The following is a 14,447-nucleotide window of genomic DNA, read 5'->3' as shown; positions in this document are numbered from 1 at the left end:
GTTCGAGGACGTGCCCGCAAGGGCTCAGCCCTGGAGGTCCAGGGTCGCCGTCAGGCGGGTGTCGGTGAGGGAGCGGCCCGTGCGCACCTCGTACGCGCCGGGGACGAAGGCCCAGGAACCCGTCTCCTCCTGCCAGACCTCGAACGCACGGGCCGGCAGCGCGATCACCGCGTCCACCCACTCCCCCGGCCCCGCCCCGACGCTCGCGAAGCCCGCCAGCCACCGCGCCGGCCGCTCCACCCCGTCCGCCTGCGGGGCCAGGTAGACCTGGACGACCTCGCGGCCCGGGCGTGAACCGGTGTTGCGGACCCGGACCTTGGCCGTCGCCGGGGTCACCTCCAGGGACTCGTACTCCCAGGTGGTGTAGCCCAGGCCGTGGCCGAACGGGTACGCGGGCGCGGTACCGGCCCTGTCCCACGCGCGGTAGCCGACGAACAGGCCCTCGCGGTAGCGGAGTTCGCCGTCGGTGGGCACGACCTCCGTGACCGGCGCGTCGGCGAATGCGGCCGGCCAGGTGGTCGGCAGCCGCCCGCCCGGCTCCTCGGCGCCGAGCAGCACGTCGGCGAGCGCCGCGCCGCCCTCCTGGCCCGGGAACCAGCCGAGCAGCACGGCCGCGACGTCCTCGCGCCACGGCATCTCCACCGGCGAACCGGCGTTGACGACCACGACGGTGTTCGGATTGGCGGCGGCCACCGCGCGGACCAGGTCGTCCTGGCGGCCCGGCAGGCGCAGGTCCGTACGGTCGAAGCCCTCCGACTCGACGCGTTCCGTCGTGGCGACGACGACGACCGCCGCGTCGGCGTCCCGCGCCGCGTCGACGGCCTCGGCGATCAGTTCGTCGGCGTCACGCCGGGGCGCTCCGTGCAGGAACGAGAACATGACCGCCGGGAGCGGCGCGTCGTCCCGCCTGTCGACCGGGTGGGTGAGGGAGACCTCCACCGGCTCGCCCGCGGTGAGGCGGACGCGGCCGCGTTCCGCCGGGGCGCCGAAGAACGCCTCGAAGGGGTCGGAGGCGTCGGAGATGGGCTGGACGCCGTCGTAGAGGACCTCTCCGGCGACGGTCAGCGTGTAGGCGCCGAGGCCGCGGGTGCCGAAGGCGTGCTCGCCGCTCTCGCGCGGGACGAAGGTGCCCCTGACCTCGACGCTGTGGAGCGTCTCGTGGGTGACGCCGTCCGGCAGGTCGTTGCCGATCCACTGGACCTGGCCGCCGGGCAGCGAGCGCGTACCGATGACGTCGCCGGCGGCGTCGCGGCAGACGGCCTGGAGGCTGAAGCCCTTGTCGGCGGGGCTGAGTTCGTCGCTGGGGTCGGCCCCGACGGCGTAGGTGAGGGCCGAGTCCGGGAGCGCGGCGGCGAGGCCGTCGAGGGGGGCGATTACCCGCTCGGGGAAGACGGTGGCGGAGCCGCCGCCCAGGACGCGCGCGTCGCGCGCCGCCGCCCCGATGAGCGCGAGCTTGCGGAGCTTCGAAGCGTCGAAGGGCAGGATGTGGTTCTCGTTGCGTACGAGGACGAAAGCGCGACGGGCCACCTCGCGGGCCAGCGCCTGCCCGTCGACCGCCTCCGGCAGCTCGGTGACGACCGGCGGGGCGCCTTCCAGAATGCCGACGCGGGCGGCGAGCCGCAGGACGTTGCGCACCGCGTCGTCGACGGCGGCCTCGTCGGCCTCGCCCGACCTGACGGCGCCGGCGAGCGCGTCGCCGTAGACGGTGGCCGGGCCCGGCATCGCGACGTCGAGGCCGCCTTCGATGCCGCCGGTCGTGGAGCGCGCGGCCATCCAGTCGGAGACGATGAAGCCGTCGAAGCCCCACTCGCCGCGCAGCACCTCGTTCTGGAGGTAGCGGTGCTCGGTCATGGTCACGCCGTTGACCTGGTTGTACGCCGACATGATGCCCCAGGGGTGGGCGTTCTTGACGATGGCCTCGAAGGGGGCGAGGTACAGCTCGCGCAGCGGGCGGGGGGCGATGACGTTGTCGACGGTGAAGCGGTCGGTCTCCGCGTCGTTGGCCACGAAGTGCTTGACGGTGGTGCCGACGCCGCCGTCCTGGACGCCCCGCACGTACCCGGTGCCGATCTCGCCGGTGAGGTGCGGGTCCTCGGAGTAGCACTCGAAGTGCCGGCCGCCGAGGGGCGAGCGGTGCAGGTTGACCGTAGGGGCGAGGAGGACGTGCACGTTCTTGCGGCGGGCCTCCTGGGCGAGCAGGCGGCCGGCGCGGCGGGCCAGCTCCGGGTCCCAGGTCGCGGCGAGCGCGGTCGGTGACGGCAGGGCGATCGACGGGTCGTCGGCGGTCCAGCGGACGCCGCGCACGCCCACCGGGCCGTCGGACATGACGAGGGACTTCAGGCCGATCTCGGGAAGTGCGGGCAGGGACCACATGTCCTGGCCGCCGAGCAGCCGTGCCTTGTCTTCGAGGCCGAGTTTGCGCAGGGCCGCTTCGACGGCCTCCTCGCGCGTCCGGTCGGCGCCGTCGGTCACGCCGGTGTCCTGGGGGGTGGGGTCTGCTGCCACGGCCGTACCTCCTCGTTGAAGTTCTGCGGGTCTCGCGCCCGTCCATCGTCACGCGTTTACCTGTAGAGTGGTAGGCTTCGTTATTCTTTCGTGATTATTGGCGATGGCGTACCGTCCTGCCAGCACGTACGAGGGGAAAGGACCAGCGCGATGGCCAGGGCCAGGAGCGAGGAGCGGCGGGCGGAGATTCTGCGCGCGGCCCTCGAAGTGATCGCCGAACGCGGCTACCGGGGGGCGACGCTCGGCGCGGTCGCCGAGCGCGTCGGCCTGACCCAGCAGGGGTTGCTGCACTACTTCCCCACCAAGGAGAACCTGCTGGTCGCCGTACTCGAGGAGCGCGACCAGTGGGACACCGGCGGCTCGGGGCGAAGCGCCGGGGCCTGGCGGCTGGACCTGCTCGACTCGCTCGTCGAGTACAACGCGATGCGTCCCGGGATCGTGCAGACCTTCTCCGCACTGCTCGGCGAGAGCGTCACCGAGGACCATCCGGCGCAGGAGTTCTTCACCCACCGCTACGCCCAGGTCCGTGCGGGCATGGCGAGCGCCCTGCGCGCGGAGTACGGCGACGCGCTGCCCGGCGGGCTCACACCCGAACAGGCGGCTCCGCTGCTGGTGGCGGTCATGGACGGGCTCCAGTACCAGTGGCTGCTCGATCCGCGGTCGGTGGACATGCCGGCCGCCTTCCGCGACTTCCTCTCCCTACTGCAACGCTCCCCTGCCCCGTAGCGCGCGACACAGGCGTACCGGGATACTGCCGCCACCCGACGGAAGGATCACCGTGTCCCCGATACGCCCGGCACGTCCGAATCGCTCCCGGCGCACCGCACTTGGCGTCACGCTCCTGACCCTGGCGCCGCTGATCGGGGCGCTGCCCGCCGCGGCGGCGCAGCCGCCGGCCGCGGCTGCGGCGACCGTCGAGGAGCAGCGGCTGGAGCGTGCCGTTCCGCAGGAGATCCTACGGCGCAGCGGATTCGACGCCGCGGCGGCGGACTTCGCGCGAACGCTGGACAGGGTGCGGTCGTACACCGCTGCCGAACGGGCCGTCGTACGACACGGATCGCGGCTCTGGCAGCGGGCCGTGGACCGGGCGCAGGGGCGGGGCCCGGCCGGCGGCGACATGAGCCGGGACGACGACCGGCCGCTGTACTGGGCGCGGTTGAGCATGACGCGCGAACTGCGCCAGTGGCAGGCGCCGTTCGGGCTCTCCGACGCGGCGCGGGCGAGGCTGCTGGGCCGGCTGGAGCGGTCCTCGCGCGGCCAGGACACGATCCGCTTCCCGGCGGCGAAGACCGGAGCGGGCAAGGGCACGGACACCGGCACCGGCACCGGCACCGGCACGGACAAAGGTCTCAAGCGCGTACTCGTCACCGGCTTCGACCCGTTCACGCTGGACCGGGACATCCGGATCAGCAACCCGTCGGGTGCGACGGCGCTCGCGCTGGACGGCACGGTCGTACGGACCGCCGACGGCCCCGCGCGGATCGAGACGGCCGTCTTCCCCGTCCGGTGGCGGGACTTCGCGGACGGCACGGTCGAACGCGCCCTGCGCCCGCACCTGCCGGGGGTCGACCTCTTCGCCACGGTGAGCCAGGGCAGGGTCGGCCGGTTCGACGTCGAGCGCCACAACGGGGCCTGGCGCGGGGGCTTCGGGGACAACGCGAACGAGTCGTTCACCGGGACCGTTCCGGTGGACGACCCCGCCTCGCAGCCGCAGTGGACCGCCACCACGCTTCCGTACCGGGAGATCGTGGCGGCCGACACCGGGCGCTTCCCCGTGTACGACAACACGTCGGTGACCGAGGTACCGGCGGGCGCGACCGCCCCCGTGGTCCGGCCGGACGGCCCGACTCCGGGCTCGGCCGCACGCGCCGGGGGCGGCGGCGACTACCTCTCGAACGAGATCGCCTACCGCGCGACACTGCTGCGCGACCGCCTGGGGCTGCGGGAGCTGCCCGGCGGGCATGTCCACACGCCGGTGCTCCGGTTCGGCGCGGGCAACACGACCGAGGTCACCGACCCCGAGTTCGAGCGCGACCGGCTGGACATCGTCGCGCAGGTGCGGGCGATCGTCACGGTGGCGGCGGGCACGCCCTGACCGGCAGATGGACGAGTACGCCCGCGGCCACTCCGGCGGCGGCGAACAGGCCGGTCGTACGCCCGTAGAGGCAACTGCTGCGGACGACCATCGCGAAGTCGGCGCCCGGGCTGATGACGGCGAGAAGGGTGATGACGGCTACGGCTATCACTTCTGTCATGCCAGTGATGCTTGCCGTCCCGCCCCCGCCGATCAAGGGATTGCCGACAATGGTCCGCATACTGGTCGCAGCGGCGCAGTTCACGCCGGGGCCGGGCTGGGCGCGGTGTGCGGGCCGGACGGTACGCCGGTCGCCGAGGCGGCGCGGCACGAGGCGGGCCTGGTGCGGCCCGACGTGCCTACGCGGTAGCGGGCGGCGGCGTCACCACGTCGCCGGCCACGACGTCGTCCGCGTCGGCCGACGGCTCCTCCAGCAGGTCACGTGCCATCAGCGTGGCCCCGGCCACCGCGCCGGGCATCAGGAAGACGGCGACCAGCGGCACGAGGAAGGCGAGGGTGATGGGGACCCCGAAGCCGAGCGTGAGGAGGCGGCGGCCGCGCAGCAGCGCGAGCCGCTGCTTCAGCTCGATGCCCCGGCGCTGGAGCGCCACCGACGTCAGCTCCTGCGCGAGGAAGAAGCCGGAGACACAGAAGCCGATGACCGGGACGACGGTCTGGCCGATCACCGGGATAAAACCGCAGGCGAAGAGCAGGATGCCGTACAGCAGCACCCGGACGAGGACGCGCAGGCTGTCCCGGGCGGAGATCCACAGTTCGCGGATCAGCGGGAGATCCGACTCGGGGGCGGTCCCGTCTGGGGACACCGAGCGGTCGACGCGCTCGGACAGCGCCTCGTAGAAGGGCTGGCCGACGAGCAGCGTCACGGCGGTGAAGGTGATCACCGCGAGGAACAGCGCCAGCGCGAAGAGCAGGGCGGTCAGCGCGCCCCGGAAGAGGCCGAGCCAGGGCGAGCCCCAGTCGTCGGCGAAGGGCGTGGCCCAGGCCGTCAGGTCGTCGGCGCCGAGGCCGAGCCCGACGAGCGCACCGGCGTACAGCACCAGGGTCACCAGGCCGGGCAGCAGCCCGAAGCCGTAGGACTTGCCGTGCCGGCCTGCCCAGCGCTGGCCTTTCATCAAGTAACCGAAACCCACCCCGAGATCACGCATGGCTTCAGCCTATCCACTGGCCCAGGCGGAGCTGATACCGCGTACCCGGCCGCCCGCCCAGGTCGATGTCGCCGACCGGGACGAAGCCGTTGCGGGTCAGGACGGCGCGCGAGGCGGGGTTGTCGAGCGTGGTGGCGGCGGTGAGAGCCGTGAGGCCGTAGTCGGTCGCGGCGCGGGCGCGGATCTCGCGTACGGCTGCTCCGGCCAGGCCGCGTCCGGCAGCGCGCTCGGCGACGCGATAGCCGAGGTCGGCGGTCGAGTCCGTGTCGTCGACCAGGTTGACGTCGACCAGGTTGACGCGGCCGAGTACGTCGCCGTGGTCGTCGAGGAGGAGGTGAAAGTGGCACGCGCCGGTTTCCTGCTCGGCGAGCAGGGCGGCGTGCCGGGAGTCGAAGTGGGCGAAGTAGTCGTCGCCCCGGTCGGGTATGGAACGCGCGAAGTAGGCGCGGTTCTCCCGCTCGAAGGCGAGCACGGCCCGGGCGTGCTCCGCACGCAGGCGCGTCAGGTGCACGGAGGGAGGCAGGGGCGGGGGCGGGGAGCCGGGCGGGGGCGAGGACGGCGTCGGCGGCATGGGGGGACCGTACAAGGCATGGCCGCGCTCGTCATGTGCGTTCCGGGGACCGTCCGCGGGACCCGACCGGTCCGGCGGGAGCGACCGTCGCGGTCCCGACGGCTTGGTACGGGGCCCACGCGAGCCGGCTGGCCCGGGCCGGCACCGGCCTCAACGCCCCCTTGTCGTACCGGGATTCACCGGGTAGACCCCTGCTTACCGATCTTCTCTGATCGCTTCCGACGCACCCGGAGACACACGCATGGGCACAGGCATACCGAGACCCCTCCTCCTCACGACCGCCATGGCGAGCGCGGTCCTGCTCTTCCCCGTCACCGCCACCGCACAGCCCGGTCCGCCCGGGACCGGCGGCGGCGCCGGGGACGGCGTGCACCGGGAGCGGGCCACCGGCCAGGGGCAGGCGGCCCGCACTCCTGCGGACGCGGCCGCGCAGGCGCTGGACGGCGGACGGTCGACGGCCGCCGCGCCGCGCAAGGGCGCCGGGTACCCGCGCCGTACGCACCTCACCCCGCCCGCGCCGAATCCGGCCGACAAGTCGATAAAGCTGGGGCTCACGCCGTACCACTCGATCGCCCCGGCCCTCAACACGTTGCAGAAACTGGGCGACCGGGTCAGCGTCGAGGTCGCCGGGCGGTCGGCCGGCGGGCACGAGCTGTACCTGGTGACCGTCACCGCGCCGGAGAGCGACCGCGAGGCGCGGGAGCAGGAGCGGATGCGCGAGCTGATCGAGAACGCCCCCGCGGCCGCCGCGAAGGACCGTCGTATCAAGACGGCCTACAAAGCACCCGTGTTCATCAACAACAACATCCACGGCAACGAGTGGGAGGGCACGGACGCAGCCCTGAAGCTCATCGGGGACCTGGCGAAGGCGAAGGACCGCAAGACCGCCGATCTGCTGGCCAAGACGCGTGTCCACTTCAACGTCACGGCCAATCCCGACGGGCGGATCGCCGGCACCCGCGCCAACGCCAACGGGTTCGACCTCAACCGGGACTTCATCACCGCGACCCAGCCCGAGGCGCGCGCGATCCGGCGGATCGCCATCGACAAGCAGCCGGCCGTCATGATCGACCTGCACGGGTACGTCAACGGCACGCTCATCGAGCCGACGACCCCGCCGCACGGCGAGAACTACGAGTACGACCTCTTCCTCAAGAACTCCTACGCCAACGCGCTCGGCATGGAACGCGCCGTCAACGGTCTCGGTTACACGCCGGCGAAGGACGGCGTCGAGCCCGCCGTCATCCCCTTCCGCGACCAGGAGGAGGGCTGGGACGACTGGCCGCCGATCTTCACGCCGCAGTACATGCCGTTCCAGGGCGCGGTCGCGGCGCACACGATCGAGTTCCCGATGCAGGTCAACAACCGCGCGTACGACACCCTTCCGGTCGCTGAGCTGCGCCGCAGGGCGGCCGTCAACACCGACATCGCGGGTGCGGCGATGCGCGCGACGCTCACCTACACGGCCGAGAACCGGTCCTCGGTCGTGGCCGACCAGATCGAGACGTTCCGGCGCGGCGCGGCGGGAGCCGCGCAGGTGCCGGTGTCGGCGGAGACCGTTCCGGGCGTGCCCGGGATCGGACCGGAGGACGTCTACACGACGGACTTCCCGCGGGCGTACGTCGTCCCGGCCGGCCGGGGCCAGCGCTCCGCGACGGCCGCGGCCCGGCTCGTCGACCACCTCGTCGCCAATGACGTGCGCGTGCGGCGCGCCCACCGGGACTTCCGCCTCGGCGGCCGGTCGTACGAGGCGGGGTCGTACGTCGTCGACATGCGCCAGCCCAAGCGCGGCCTGGCCAATGTGATCCTGCACGAGGGCCGGGACATCAGCGCGGACGTCTCGACGATGTACGACATCTCGGGCTGGAGCCTCGGCCTGCTGTGGGGCGCGAGCGTGGAGAAGGTGCGCAGCGCTTCGGGCGGCGTGGACGTGGCGGGGCGTACGGTCCAGGCCGCGTCGCCGGCCGGCTACGTCGCTCCGCGCGGCGCGCTCCGGCTGCGGCTCGACGACCCGAAGGAGCTGGCCGCGCTGAACTCCCTGCTCCGGGACGGGGTGGAGGTGCGGCGTACGGCCGACGGCAGCGCGCTCGTGCCGGCCTCCGCCCGTAAGAAGGCCGCCGCACTGGCGGACCGGTACGGCGTCGCCTTCCGCGCCACCAAGGCCAGGAGTACGGGCACGCTGCACCGCACGCGGGTCGCGGCGGCGGTCACCCCCGGTGAGCTGTTCGCGCTGCGCGAGATGGGCTTCGAGGTGCTGCCGGTCTCGACGGCGGCGCTCAACTCGGGCTTCGACTGGGCGAAGGCGGACGTCCTGTTCGTGTCGTCCGGGCTGGAGTACGGGAAGCTCGACGCGGCCGCGCGCGGCGCGCTCGACGCGTTCCTGAGCGGTGGCGGCGGCGTGGTCGGCCGGGGCGCGGCGGGAGCCGCGTTCAACTCCGAGGCCGGCCTGCTGGCGGCGAAGCCGGTCGAGGGCAACGGGGACGCGAACGGCGTCGTCCGGGTCGTCAACGCGGGCGGCGCGGTGACCGGCGGCGCGCCCGCGCACACCTTCGTCTACTCGCCGATGTGGTTCACCGACCTCGGTCCCGGCGTCCGCGCCGACCAGTCGTACGGCGCGGGCAACCCGCTCGTGTCCGGCCACTGGCGGGCGGCCGGGGACGGCAGCGGCGGTCCCGGTGACGCGGCGGGCAAGGCGGCCGTGGTCAGCGGTACGTCGGCGAAGGGCGGCGCGGAGGTCGTGCTGTTCGGTACGGAACCGCTGTTCCGGGCGCACCCGAAGGGCGCATACGCGCAGCTCGGCCGGGCACTGGTCGTCGCGGCCGGCTGAGTCGGGAACATTTCCCCGGCGGCCGTCACTCAATGACCGGGCGGCGTGGGCCAGGACGTCCGCCCGCGAGGCTGCTGGTCCTGGCCGCCCGCGAAAGCCGAAGCGACTGCGAAAACGACCGCGAAAGGCCGCACCCCTTGGACGGGGTGCGGCCTTTCAGGTCAGCGGTGCTCCGCGTCCCGGCAGACGTCAGACGACGGCCAGGTCGACCTTGATGTTGCCGCGGGTCGCGTTGGAGTACGGGCACACCTGGTGCGCCTTCTCCAGCAGATCCAGCGCGGTGGCCTCGTCCACGGTCGGGATGTGCGCGGAGAGCGCCACCTCAAGGCCGAAGCCGCCGTTTCCGTTCGAGCCGATGCCGACCTTCGCGGTCACGGTCGAGCCGGAGATGTCCACGTTCTCCTTGCGCGCGACGACCCCCAGCGCACCCTGGAAGCAGGCGCTGTAGCCGGCGGCGAAGAGCTGCTCCGGGTTGGTGCCGGCGCCACTGCCGCCCATCTCCTTGGGCGGGTTGACGACGACGTCGAGCTTGCCGTCGTCCGACGCCACGCGGCCGTCACGGCCGTTCTCGGCGGTGGCGACAGCGGTGTACTTCACGTCTATGTCGAGAATGGTCATGCTGAAGCATTCCTCCTGCTGTGTACGCCGCGACTCGCGCCCACGACCGCGGCGGCTGGGGGTGAGCTTATCGGGTGAGCGAAACGATCATCTTGCCGGTGTTCTCGCCCCGGAGGAGACCGACGAACGCGTCGTAGCCGTTCTCGATGCCCTCGACTGCCGTCTCGCTGTACTTCAGCTCGCCGGAGCGGATCCAGGCCGAGACCTCCTCGACGAACTGCGTCTGGAGCTCCGCGTGGTCGCTGACCAGCAGTCCCTGGAGCCGCAGCCGCTTGCCGATGATCAGCGCCATGTTGCGCGGGCCCGGCGTGGACTCGGTGTTGTTGTACTGCGCGATCATGCCGCAGATGGCTGCCCGGCCGTGCACGTTCAGCGAGCCGATGGCCGCTTCGAGGTGGTCGCCGCCGACGTTGTCGAAGTAGACGTCGATGCCGTCGGGCGCGGCCTCGCGCAGCTGCTCGGCGACCGGTCCGTTCTTGTAGTTGAAGGCGGCGTCGAAGCCGAGGTCCTCGACCAGGTGCTTGACCTTCTCGTCGGAGCCCGCCGAGCCGATGACGCGCGAGGCGCCCCGCAGCTTCGCCAGCTGGCCGACCTGGCTGCCGACGGCGCCGGCCGCGCCGGAGACGAAGACCGCGTCGCCCTCCTTGAAGGAGGCGACCTCGAAGAGTCCCGCGTAGGCGGTGAGGCCCGGCATGCCCAGGACGCCGAGGTAGGCGGAGAGCGGGGCGAGCGAGGCATCGACCTTGGTCGCGTGCTTCGCGGGGACCTCGGCGTACTCGCGCCAGCCGAGCCCGTGCAGGACGTGGTCACCGACGGCGAAGCGCTCGTCGGCCGAGGCGATGACCTCGCCGATCGCGCCGCCGTCCATCGGCTGGTCCAACTTGAACGGCGGTACGTACGACTTCACGTCGTTCATGCGGCCGCGCATGTAGGGGTCGACCGAGAAGTGGAGGTTGCGGACCAGGATGCGGCCCTCGCCCGGTTCCGTCACCGGAGCTTCACGCAGCGCGAAGTCCTCGGCCTTGGGCCAGCCGTGCGGGCGGGCGACGAGGTGCCAGGAGCGGCCGGTCGTGGGCAGTGCGGTCATGCGGTGCGACCTCCTTGAAAAAGCTTCACGTAATGAAACAACCATGCTCCTGGATATTTCACGTTGTCAAGTAAATGGGTACGATGGACTCCATGCCCCCGCGCACAGACCCCCTGACCCTCGAAGTCGTCGAGCTCATCGGCGAGGTCGTCTCCCGGTACCACGAGGAGTACGACGAGGCGGCCGCCCAGCACGCCCTCACCGGCGCTCAGGCGCGCGTGCTGGGTCTGCTGTCCACCGAGGCGATGCCCATGCGGCGCATCGCCATGAAATTGAAGTGCGAGCCGTCGAACATCACGGGGATCGTCGACCGGCTGGAGGCGCGCGGCCTGGTCGCGCGGCAGCCCGACCCGGCCGACCGGCGCGTCAAGCTCGCCGCCGCCACCGAGGACGGGCGGCGCACCGCGGCGCGGCTGCGCGAGTCGCTGGACTTCGCGCGCGAGCCGCTCGGTGAACTGTCGGCCGACGAGCGCACGGCACTGCGCGACCTGCTGCGGCGGATGCTCGGGAACTGACCGCGCCCGCCGGGCCGGGCAGGACCGGCCGGGCCACGCCTCAGCCGCACCACCACAGGAACCGGTCGCAGTCGTCCTGGGTCGGCGTCGGATCCGGCGTCGGCTGCGGCGCGGGGCCCGGGTCCGCGGACGACGCCGGGGGCGGCGGCGGGGCCGGCTGCTCGGGCGCGGGTGCGGACGACGGGCCGCCTCCGGGCTCCGGCGGCGCCTCGCCGGACGGGGACCCCGGCTCCGGGACGGCGGCCTGCGACGTGGCCGTGGCCTTCACCGAGGCGGACTGCGAGGGCTTGGCGGACGGCGAGCCCTTCGCCGAGGCGGAGGCCGACGCGGACTTGGACGCACTGGGCCCGGACGCCGACGGTTCCGCCTCCGCGCCCACGGTGCCGGTGGTGCCGTCGCTCGCACCGTCACCGGCCGGGGCCGGCCCGCCCGTGCCGCCCTCGTCCTCGCCGTCGTCCTCGTCCTCGCCGTTCACGGCTCTGGAGACCCACCCCGCGCCCCCGGACTCCGTGGCGAGCTCGGCCAGGCTCAGCGCACCGCCGGCCAGCACGAGCCCCATCCCCACGAGCACCATCTTGCGGCCGCGCCGCCGGTGCGCCCTGCGGCCGCTGCCGCGGGCCCGCTCCGTACGCCGGGCGGCGCGGCCGGGGCCCACGGGCTCCGAGGCGCCGTCGGGCGCGGCGTCGTCGTCGGGCCCGGCGTCCGCCGCGTCACCGCCGTAGGCGTCGGGCTCCGTCCCGGGAACGTCGTAGCCGTGATCGTCAGAATCCCCGGCGACACCAGCGGCACCGTAGGCATCGGGCACCTCAGGAGCACCGTAGGCATCGGGCACCTCAGGAACGCCGTAGGCATCCTGCGCCTCATAGGACCCGTGAGCCGCCGACATCCCATAGGCCCCGCGAGCTCCGGGCACCTCATGGGCCGGCACCTCATGGACTCCGTACGCGCCGGGAGCGCTCCCGCCGTGACGGACGTCGTGTCCGGAGGGCGCCGCGGGCACGGCGTGGCCCCCGGGGGCGGCGTGGCCGAGTTCACCGACGGGGGCTCCGCATCCGGCGCAGGCCAGCGCGCCGTTGAGGTGCCTGCGGCAGGAGTAGCAGTAGTCCATGGCGCCCGCAGATTATGCGGCCGAGGGTCAACATCGGGAGCCGGAGCTGTGAGGATCCTGTGTGGAAGCGCGTATTCCTCGGCGTGTCAGCCCTGCGGGGCAGGATGGACGTATGCGAACGGGCACATCTACGGGCACCCCTCCCTTCGGGCCGCTCGACTTCCAGCTGGTCCTGTTGCGCCGGATGGCCGACCACCAGCCCGAGCTGGTCGAGGACGCCCGCCGCGAGCTGGGGGTGACGCTCGCGCGGATGCGCGAGGCCAACCGGCGCTGGCAGGCCATGGTGCGTTCGCCCCGGGCACGCGGCTCGGTGGCGCGCTACCGCTCGGTGCTGGGGGCGCCCGAGACGTCCGTACGCCGCAGAATCGGCGACCTGGAGTGCGACGCCCTGGCCTGGCCGGTGCCGCTGTGGCCCGGCCTGCGCTTCGAGGTGCTCACCGCGCCGGGCGGCGGCGTATGGAACGAATGGCTGGTCCGCGCCCCCGGCACCCAGGCCCCCGAGCTGCGTACGGCCGACGACCTGCGCCCGTGGTCGTGCACCGTCGACGAGGCGGCCCGTGCCTTCCCGCCGGCTCGCCCGATGGAGGGAACGGCGCCCACCCGCTGGCGGCTGGCGCTGACGCTGCCCGGCGGTAAACCCTGCGTGGCCGAGTTCACCTGGGGTCTGCTCCAGCGCGTGGGGTTTCCTGACGGCGCATGACGTCGGCCGGACCGGTGGCGCACCGGCGCGGCCGGGCTGCTGGCACGGCGTCAGCTCGTACGCCCGACCGGCTCACCCAGCGCGCGCCCGGCCACCGGGCCGCGCACGATGCGAAGCAGGACCCGGCACCCCCGCCGGTCCGTCAGCGCTCTCGGGAGACCCTGCCGTGACCGTCAGTCTTGAGCAGTTGCGCCGTTGCCATATCGCCGTCGATCTCGGGGCCGCCAGGACCCGGGTTTTCGTGAAGGGTGTGGGGCTCGTCGTCGACGAGCCGAGTGTGGCCGCCGTCAACACCCGCACCGGCGCGCTCATCGCCGTCGGTGCCCTCGCCGAACAGATGACGGGCCGTACGCCCGACTACATCCGCGTCGTACGCCCCGTCTCCGGCGGCACCGTCGTCGACATCGAGATGGCGCAGCGCATGCTGCGCCATCTCATCGGGGAGAAGCTCCGGCGCCAGCTCCGCCGCAAGCCGCGGCTGCGCGCCGCCGCCTGCACGCCGCACGACAGCGACCCGCTCGCCCAGCGCGCGACCGTGGAAACCCTCATCGGCCTCGGCGCGCGCCGCGTCGAACTCGTCGACACCCTCATCGCCGCGGCCGTCGGCTGCGGGCTGCCCGTGGAGCAGCCCTCGGCCACCATGATCATGATGTGCGGGGCGGCGGCCACCCAGGTCGCGGTGCTCTCGCTCGGCTCCATCGTCACCGCCGAGCGGATCCCGATCGGCGGCAACGCCATCGACCACGCGGTGATCCAGCACCTGCGCCAGCAGCACGAGCTGATGCTGCCGAGCCAGTCCGTACGTCCCCTCCAGCTCGCACTGCGCGGAAACGGCCTGACCGCGGAGGGCCCCGCGTCCACCGAGATCCACGGCCGGGACGTGGCCACCGGCCTCGCCCGTTCCGTGCACGTCGACACCGCCGCCGTGCGCCAGGCCATCCACACGCCGCTCACCGCCGTGCTCGACGGCATCGGCAAGGTGCTGCGGGACTGCCCGCCCGACCTCGTGGCCGACCTCGCCGACCGGGGCATCATGATGGTCGGCGGCAGCGCGCTGCTGCCGGGTCTCGACCAGATGCTGCGGGACGCGACCGGGATGCCGGTGCACATCGCGGAGCGGCCCGACGTCTGCTCGGTACTGGGCCTCGGGGCGATGCTGGAGGGCAAGATCCAGCCGATGACCCTCGAACCGGTCACCACCCGCTGAGCGGCGCGGCGCGCGTACGGGGCGGTGTGTGAACCCGGAGAACGGCGCGAGTGAGGCGCTCCGGCTGCC

The 14,447-nt window shown here is 73.0% G+C and carries 12 protein-coding genes and 1 pseudogene; 6 read left to right on the top strand and 7 right to left on the bottom strand.

Going from position 1 to position 14,447, the window contains the following annotated elements; all coding sequences use genetic code 11:
- Positions 1 to 24 precede the first annotated feature (24 nt).
- Positions 25 to 2,505: a beta-glucosidase family protein gene (locus AS594_RS23570; protein ID WP_069928883.1), complete on the bottom strand. Its 2,481-nt coding sequence runs from the start codon at positions 2,503 to 2,505 to the stop codon at positions 25 to 27.
- A gap of 150 nt (positions 2,506 to 2,655) precedes the next feature.
- Here AS594_RS23570 and AS594_RS23565 point away from each other — a divergent pair, with 150 nt between their 5' ends.
- Together AS594_RS23565 and AS594_RS23560 are read left to right on the top strand one after the other, a co-directional pair.
- A complete protein-coding gene (locus tag AS594_RS23565; RefSeq protein WP_069928882.1) occupies positions 2,656 to 3,231 on the top strand; it encodes a TetR/AcrR family transcriptional regulator in 576 nt (191 codons plus the stop codon).
- A 52-nt stretch (positions 3,232 to 3,283) separates the two neighbouring features.
- A complete protein-coding gene (locus AS594_RS23560) occupies positions 3,284 to 4,600 on the top strand; it encodes a pyroglutamyl-peptidase I (RefSeq protein WP_069932264.1) in 1,317 nt (438 codons plus the stop codon).
- Positions 4,601 to 4,604: 4 nt separating this feature from the next.
- Here AS594_RS23560 and AS594_RS41260 read toward each other — a convergent pair.
- The 3 genes and pseudogenes from AS594_RS41260 to AS594_RS23550 all read right to left on the bottom strand — a co-directional run.
- A pseudogene (locus tag AS594_RS41260) lies at positions 4,605 to 4,760 on the bottom strand (LysE family translocator); the annotation flags it as partial.
- 178 nt (positions 4,761 to 4,938) lie between these two features.
- On the bottom strand, positions 4,939 to 5,745 hold the full coding sequence (locus AS594_RS23555; RefSeq protein WP_069928879.1) for an EI24 domain-containing protein: 807 nt from the start codon (positions 5,743 to 5,745) through the stop codon (positions 4,939 to 4,941).
- Between the two features lie 4 nt (positions 5,746 to 5,749).
- Entirely contained in the window at positions 5,750 to 6,316 is a 567-nt protein-coding gene (locus AS594_RS23550) for a GNAT family N-acetyltransferase (RefSeq protein ID WP_079144440.1), read from the bottom strand.
- Between the two features lie 241 nt (positions 6,317 to 6,557).
- Here AS594_RS23550 and AS594_RS23545 point away from each other — a divergent pair, with 241 nt between their 5' ends.
- On the top strand, positions 6,558 to 9,143 hold the full coding sequence (locus tag AS594_RS23545) for a M14 family zinc carboxypeptidase (protein WP_069928878.1): 2,586 nt from the start codon (positions 6,558 to 6,560) through the stop codon (positions 9,141 to 9,143).
- A gap of 189 nt (positions 9,144 to 9,332) precedes the next feature.
- On the opposite strand, the gene AS594_RS23540 is transcribed toward AS594_RS23545, so the two are convergent.
- Together AS594_RS23540 and AS594_RS23535 are read right to left on the bottom strand one after the other, a co-directional pair.
- The gene (locus AS594_RS23540) at positions 9,333 to 9,761 is read right to left on the bottom strand and encodes an organic hydroperoxide resistance protein (protein ID WP_069928877.1); all 429 of its coding nucleotides are present in this window, start codon (positions 9,759 to 9,761) and stop codon (positions 9,333 to 9,335) included.
- A gap of 67 nt (positions 9,762 to 9,828) precedes the next feature.
- Positions 9,829 to 10,848 carry an NADP-dependent oxidoreductase gene (locus AS594_RS23535; RefSeq protein WP_069928876.1) on the bottom strand — a complete coding sequence of 340 codons (1,020 nt, stop codon included), beginning with the start codon at positions 10,846 to 10,848 and terminating at the stop codon, positions 9,829 to 9,831.
- Between the two features lie 92 nt (positions 10,849 to 10,940).
- Between AS594_RS23535 and AS594_RS23530 the strand changes: the two genes are divergently transcribed.
- Entirely contained in the window at positions 10,941 to 11,363 is a 423-nt protein-coding gene (locus tag AS594_RS23530; protein ID WP_069930727.1) for a MarR family winged helix-turn-helix transcriptional regulator, read from the top strand.
- Positions 11,364 to 11,403: 40 nt separating this feature from the next.
- On the opposite strand, the gene AS594_RS23525 is transcribed toward AS594_RS23530, so the two are convergent.
- A complete protein-coding gene (locus tag AS594_RS23525; RefSeq protein WP_107357892.1) occupies positions 11,404 to 12,471 on the bottom strand; it encodes an SCO2400 family protein in 1,068 nt (355 codons plus the stop codon).
- A 112-nt stretch (positions 12,472 to 12,583) separates the two neighbouring features.
- Here AS594_RS23525 and AS594_RS23520 point away from each other — a divergent pair, with 112 nt between their 5' ends.
- On the top strand, positions 12,584 to 13,171 hold the full coding sequence (locus AS594_RS23520) for a hypothetical protein (protein ID WP_069928874.1): 588 nt from the start codon (positions 12,584 to 12,586) through the stop codon (positions 13,169 to 13,171).
- A gap of 166 nt (positions 13,172 to 13,337) precedes the next feature.
- A complete protein-coding gene (mreB, locus tag AS594_RS23515; RefSeq protein WP_069928873.1) occupies positions 13,338 to 14,378 on the top strand; it encodes a rod shape-determining protein in 1,041 nt (346 codons plus the stop codon).
- The last annotated feature ends 69 nt before the right edge of the window (positions 14,379 to 14,447 follow it).

It is taken from the genome of Streptomyces agglomeratus (assembly GCF_001746415.1).
Lineage (GTDB): Bacteria > Actinomycetota > Actinomycetes > Streptomycetales > Streptomycetaceae > Streptomyces > Streptomyces agglomeratus.
This window is presented reverse-complemented; position numbering and strand designations above follow the sequence as displayed.

What these genes read in the sequence shown, in the direction of transcription:
- AS594_RS23545 (WP_069928878.1), top strand. Translation starts at nt 6,558, where the DNA reads ATGGGCACAGGCATACCGAGACCCCTCCTCCTCACGACCGCCATGGCG.
- AS594_RS23525 (WP_107357892.1), bottom strand. Translation starts at nt 12,471, where the DNA reads ATGGACTACTGCTACTCCTGCCGCAGGCACCTCAACGGCGCGCTGGCC.
- AS594_RS23555 (WP_069928879.1), bottom strand. Translation starts at nt 5,745, where the DNA reads ATGCGTGATCTCGGGGTGGGTTTCGGTTACTTGATGAAAGGCCAGCGC.
- AS594_RS23535 (WP_069928876.1), bottom strand. Translation starts at nt 10,848, where the DNA reads ATGACCGCACTGCCCACGACCGGCCGCTCCTGGCACCTCGTCGCCCGC.
- AS594_RS23520 (WP_069928874.1), top strand. Translation starts at nt 12,584, where the DNA reads ATGCGAACGGGCACATCTACGGGCACCCCTCCCTTCGGGCCGCTCGAC.
- AS594_RS23530 (WP_069930727.1), top strand. Translation starts at nt 10,941, where the DNA reads ATGCCCCCGCGCACAGACCCCCTGACCCTCGAAGTCGTCGAGCTCATC.
- AS594_RS23540 (WP_069928877.1), bottom strand. Translation starts at nt 9,761, where the DNA reads ATGACCATTCTCGACATAGACGTGAAGTACACCGCTGTCGCCACCGCC.
- AS594_RS23565 (WP_069928882.1), top strand. Translation starts at nt 2,656, where the DNA reads ATGGCCAGGGCCAGGAGCGAGGAGCGGCGGGCGGAGATTCTGCGCGCG.
- AS594_RS23550 (WP_079144440.1), bottom strand. Translation starts at nt 6,316, where the DNA reads ATGCCGCCGACGCCGTCCTCGCCCCCGCCCGGCTCCCCGCCCCCGCCC.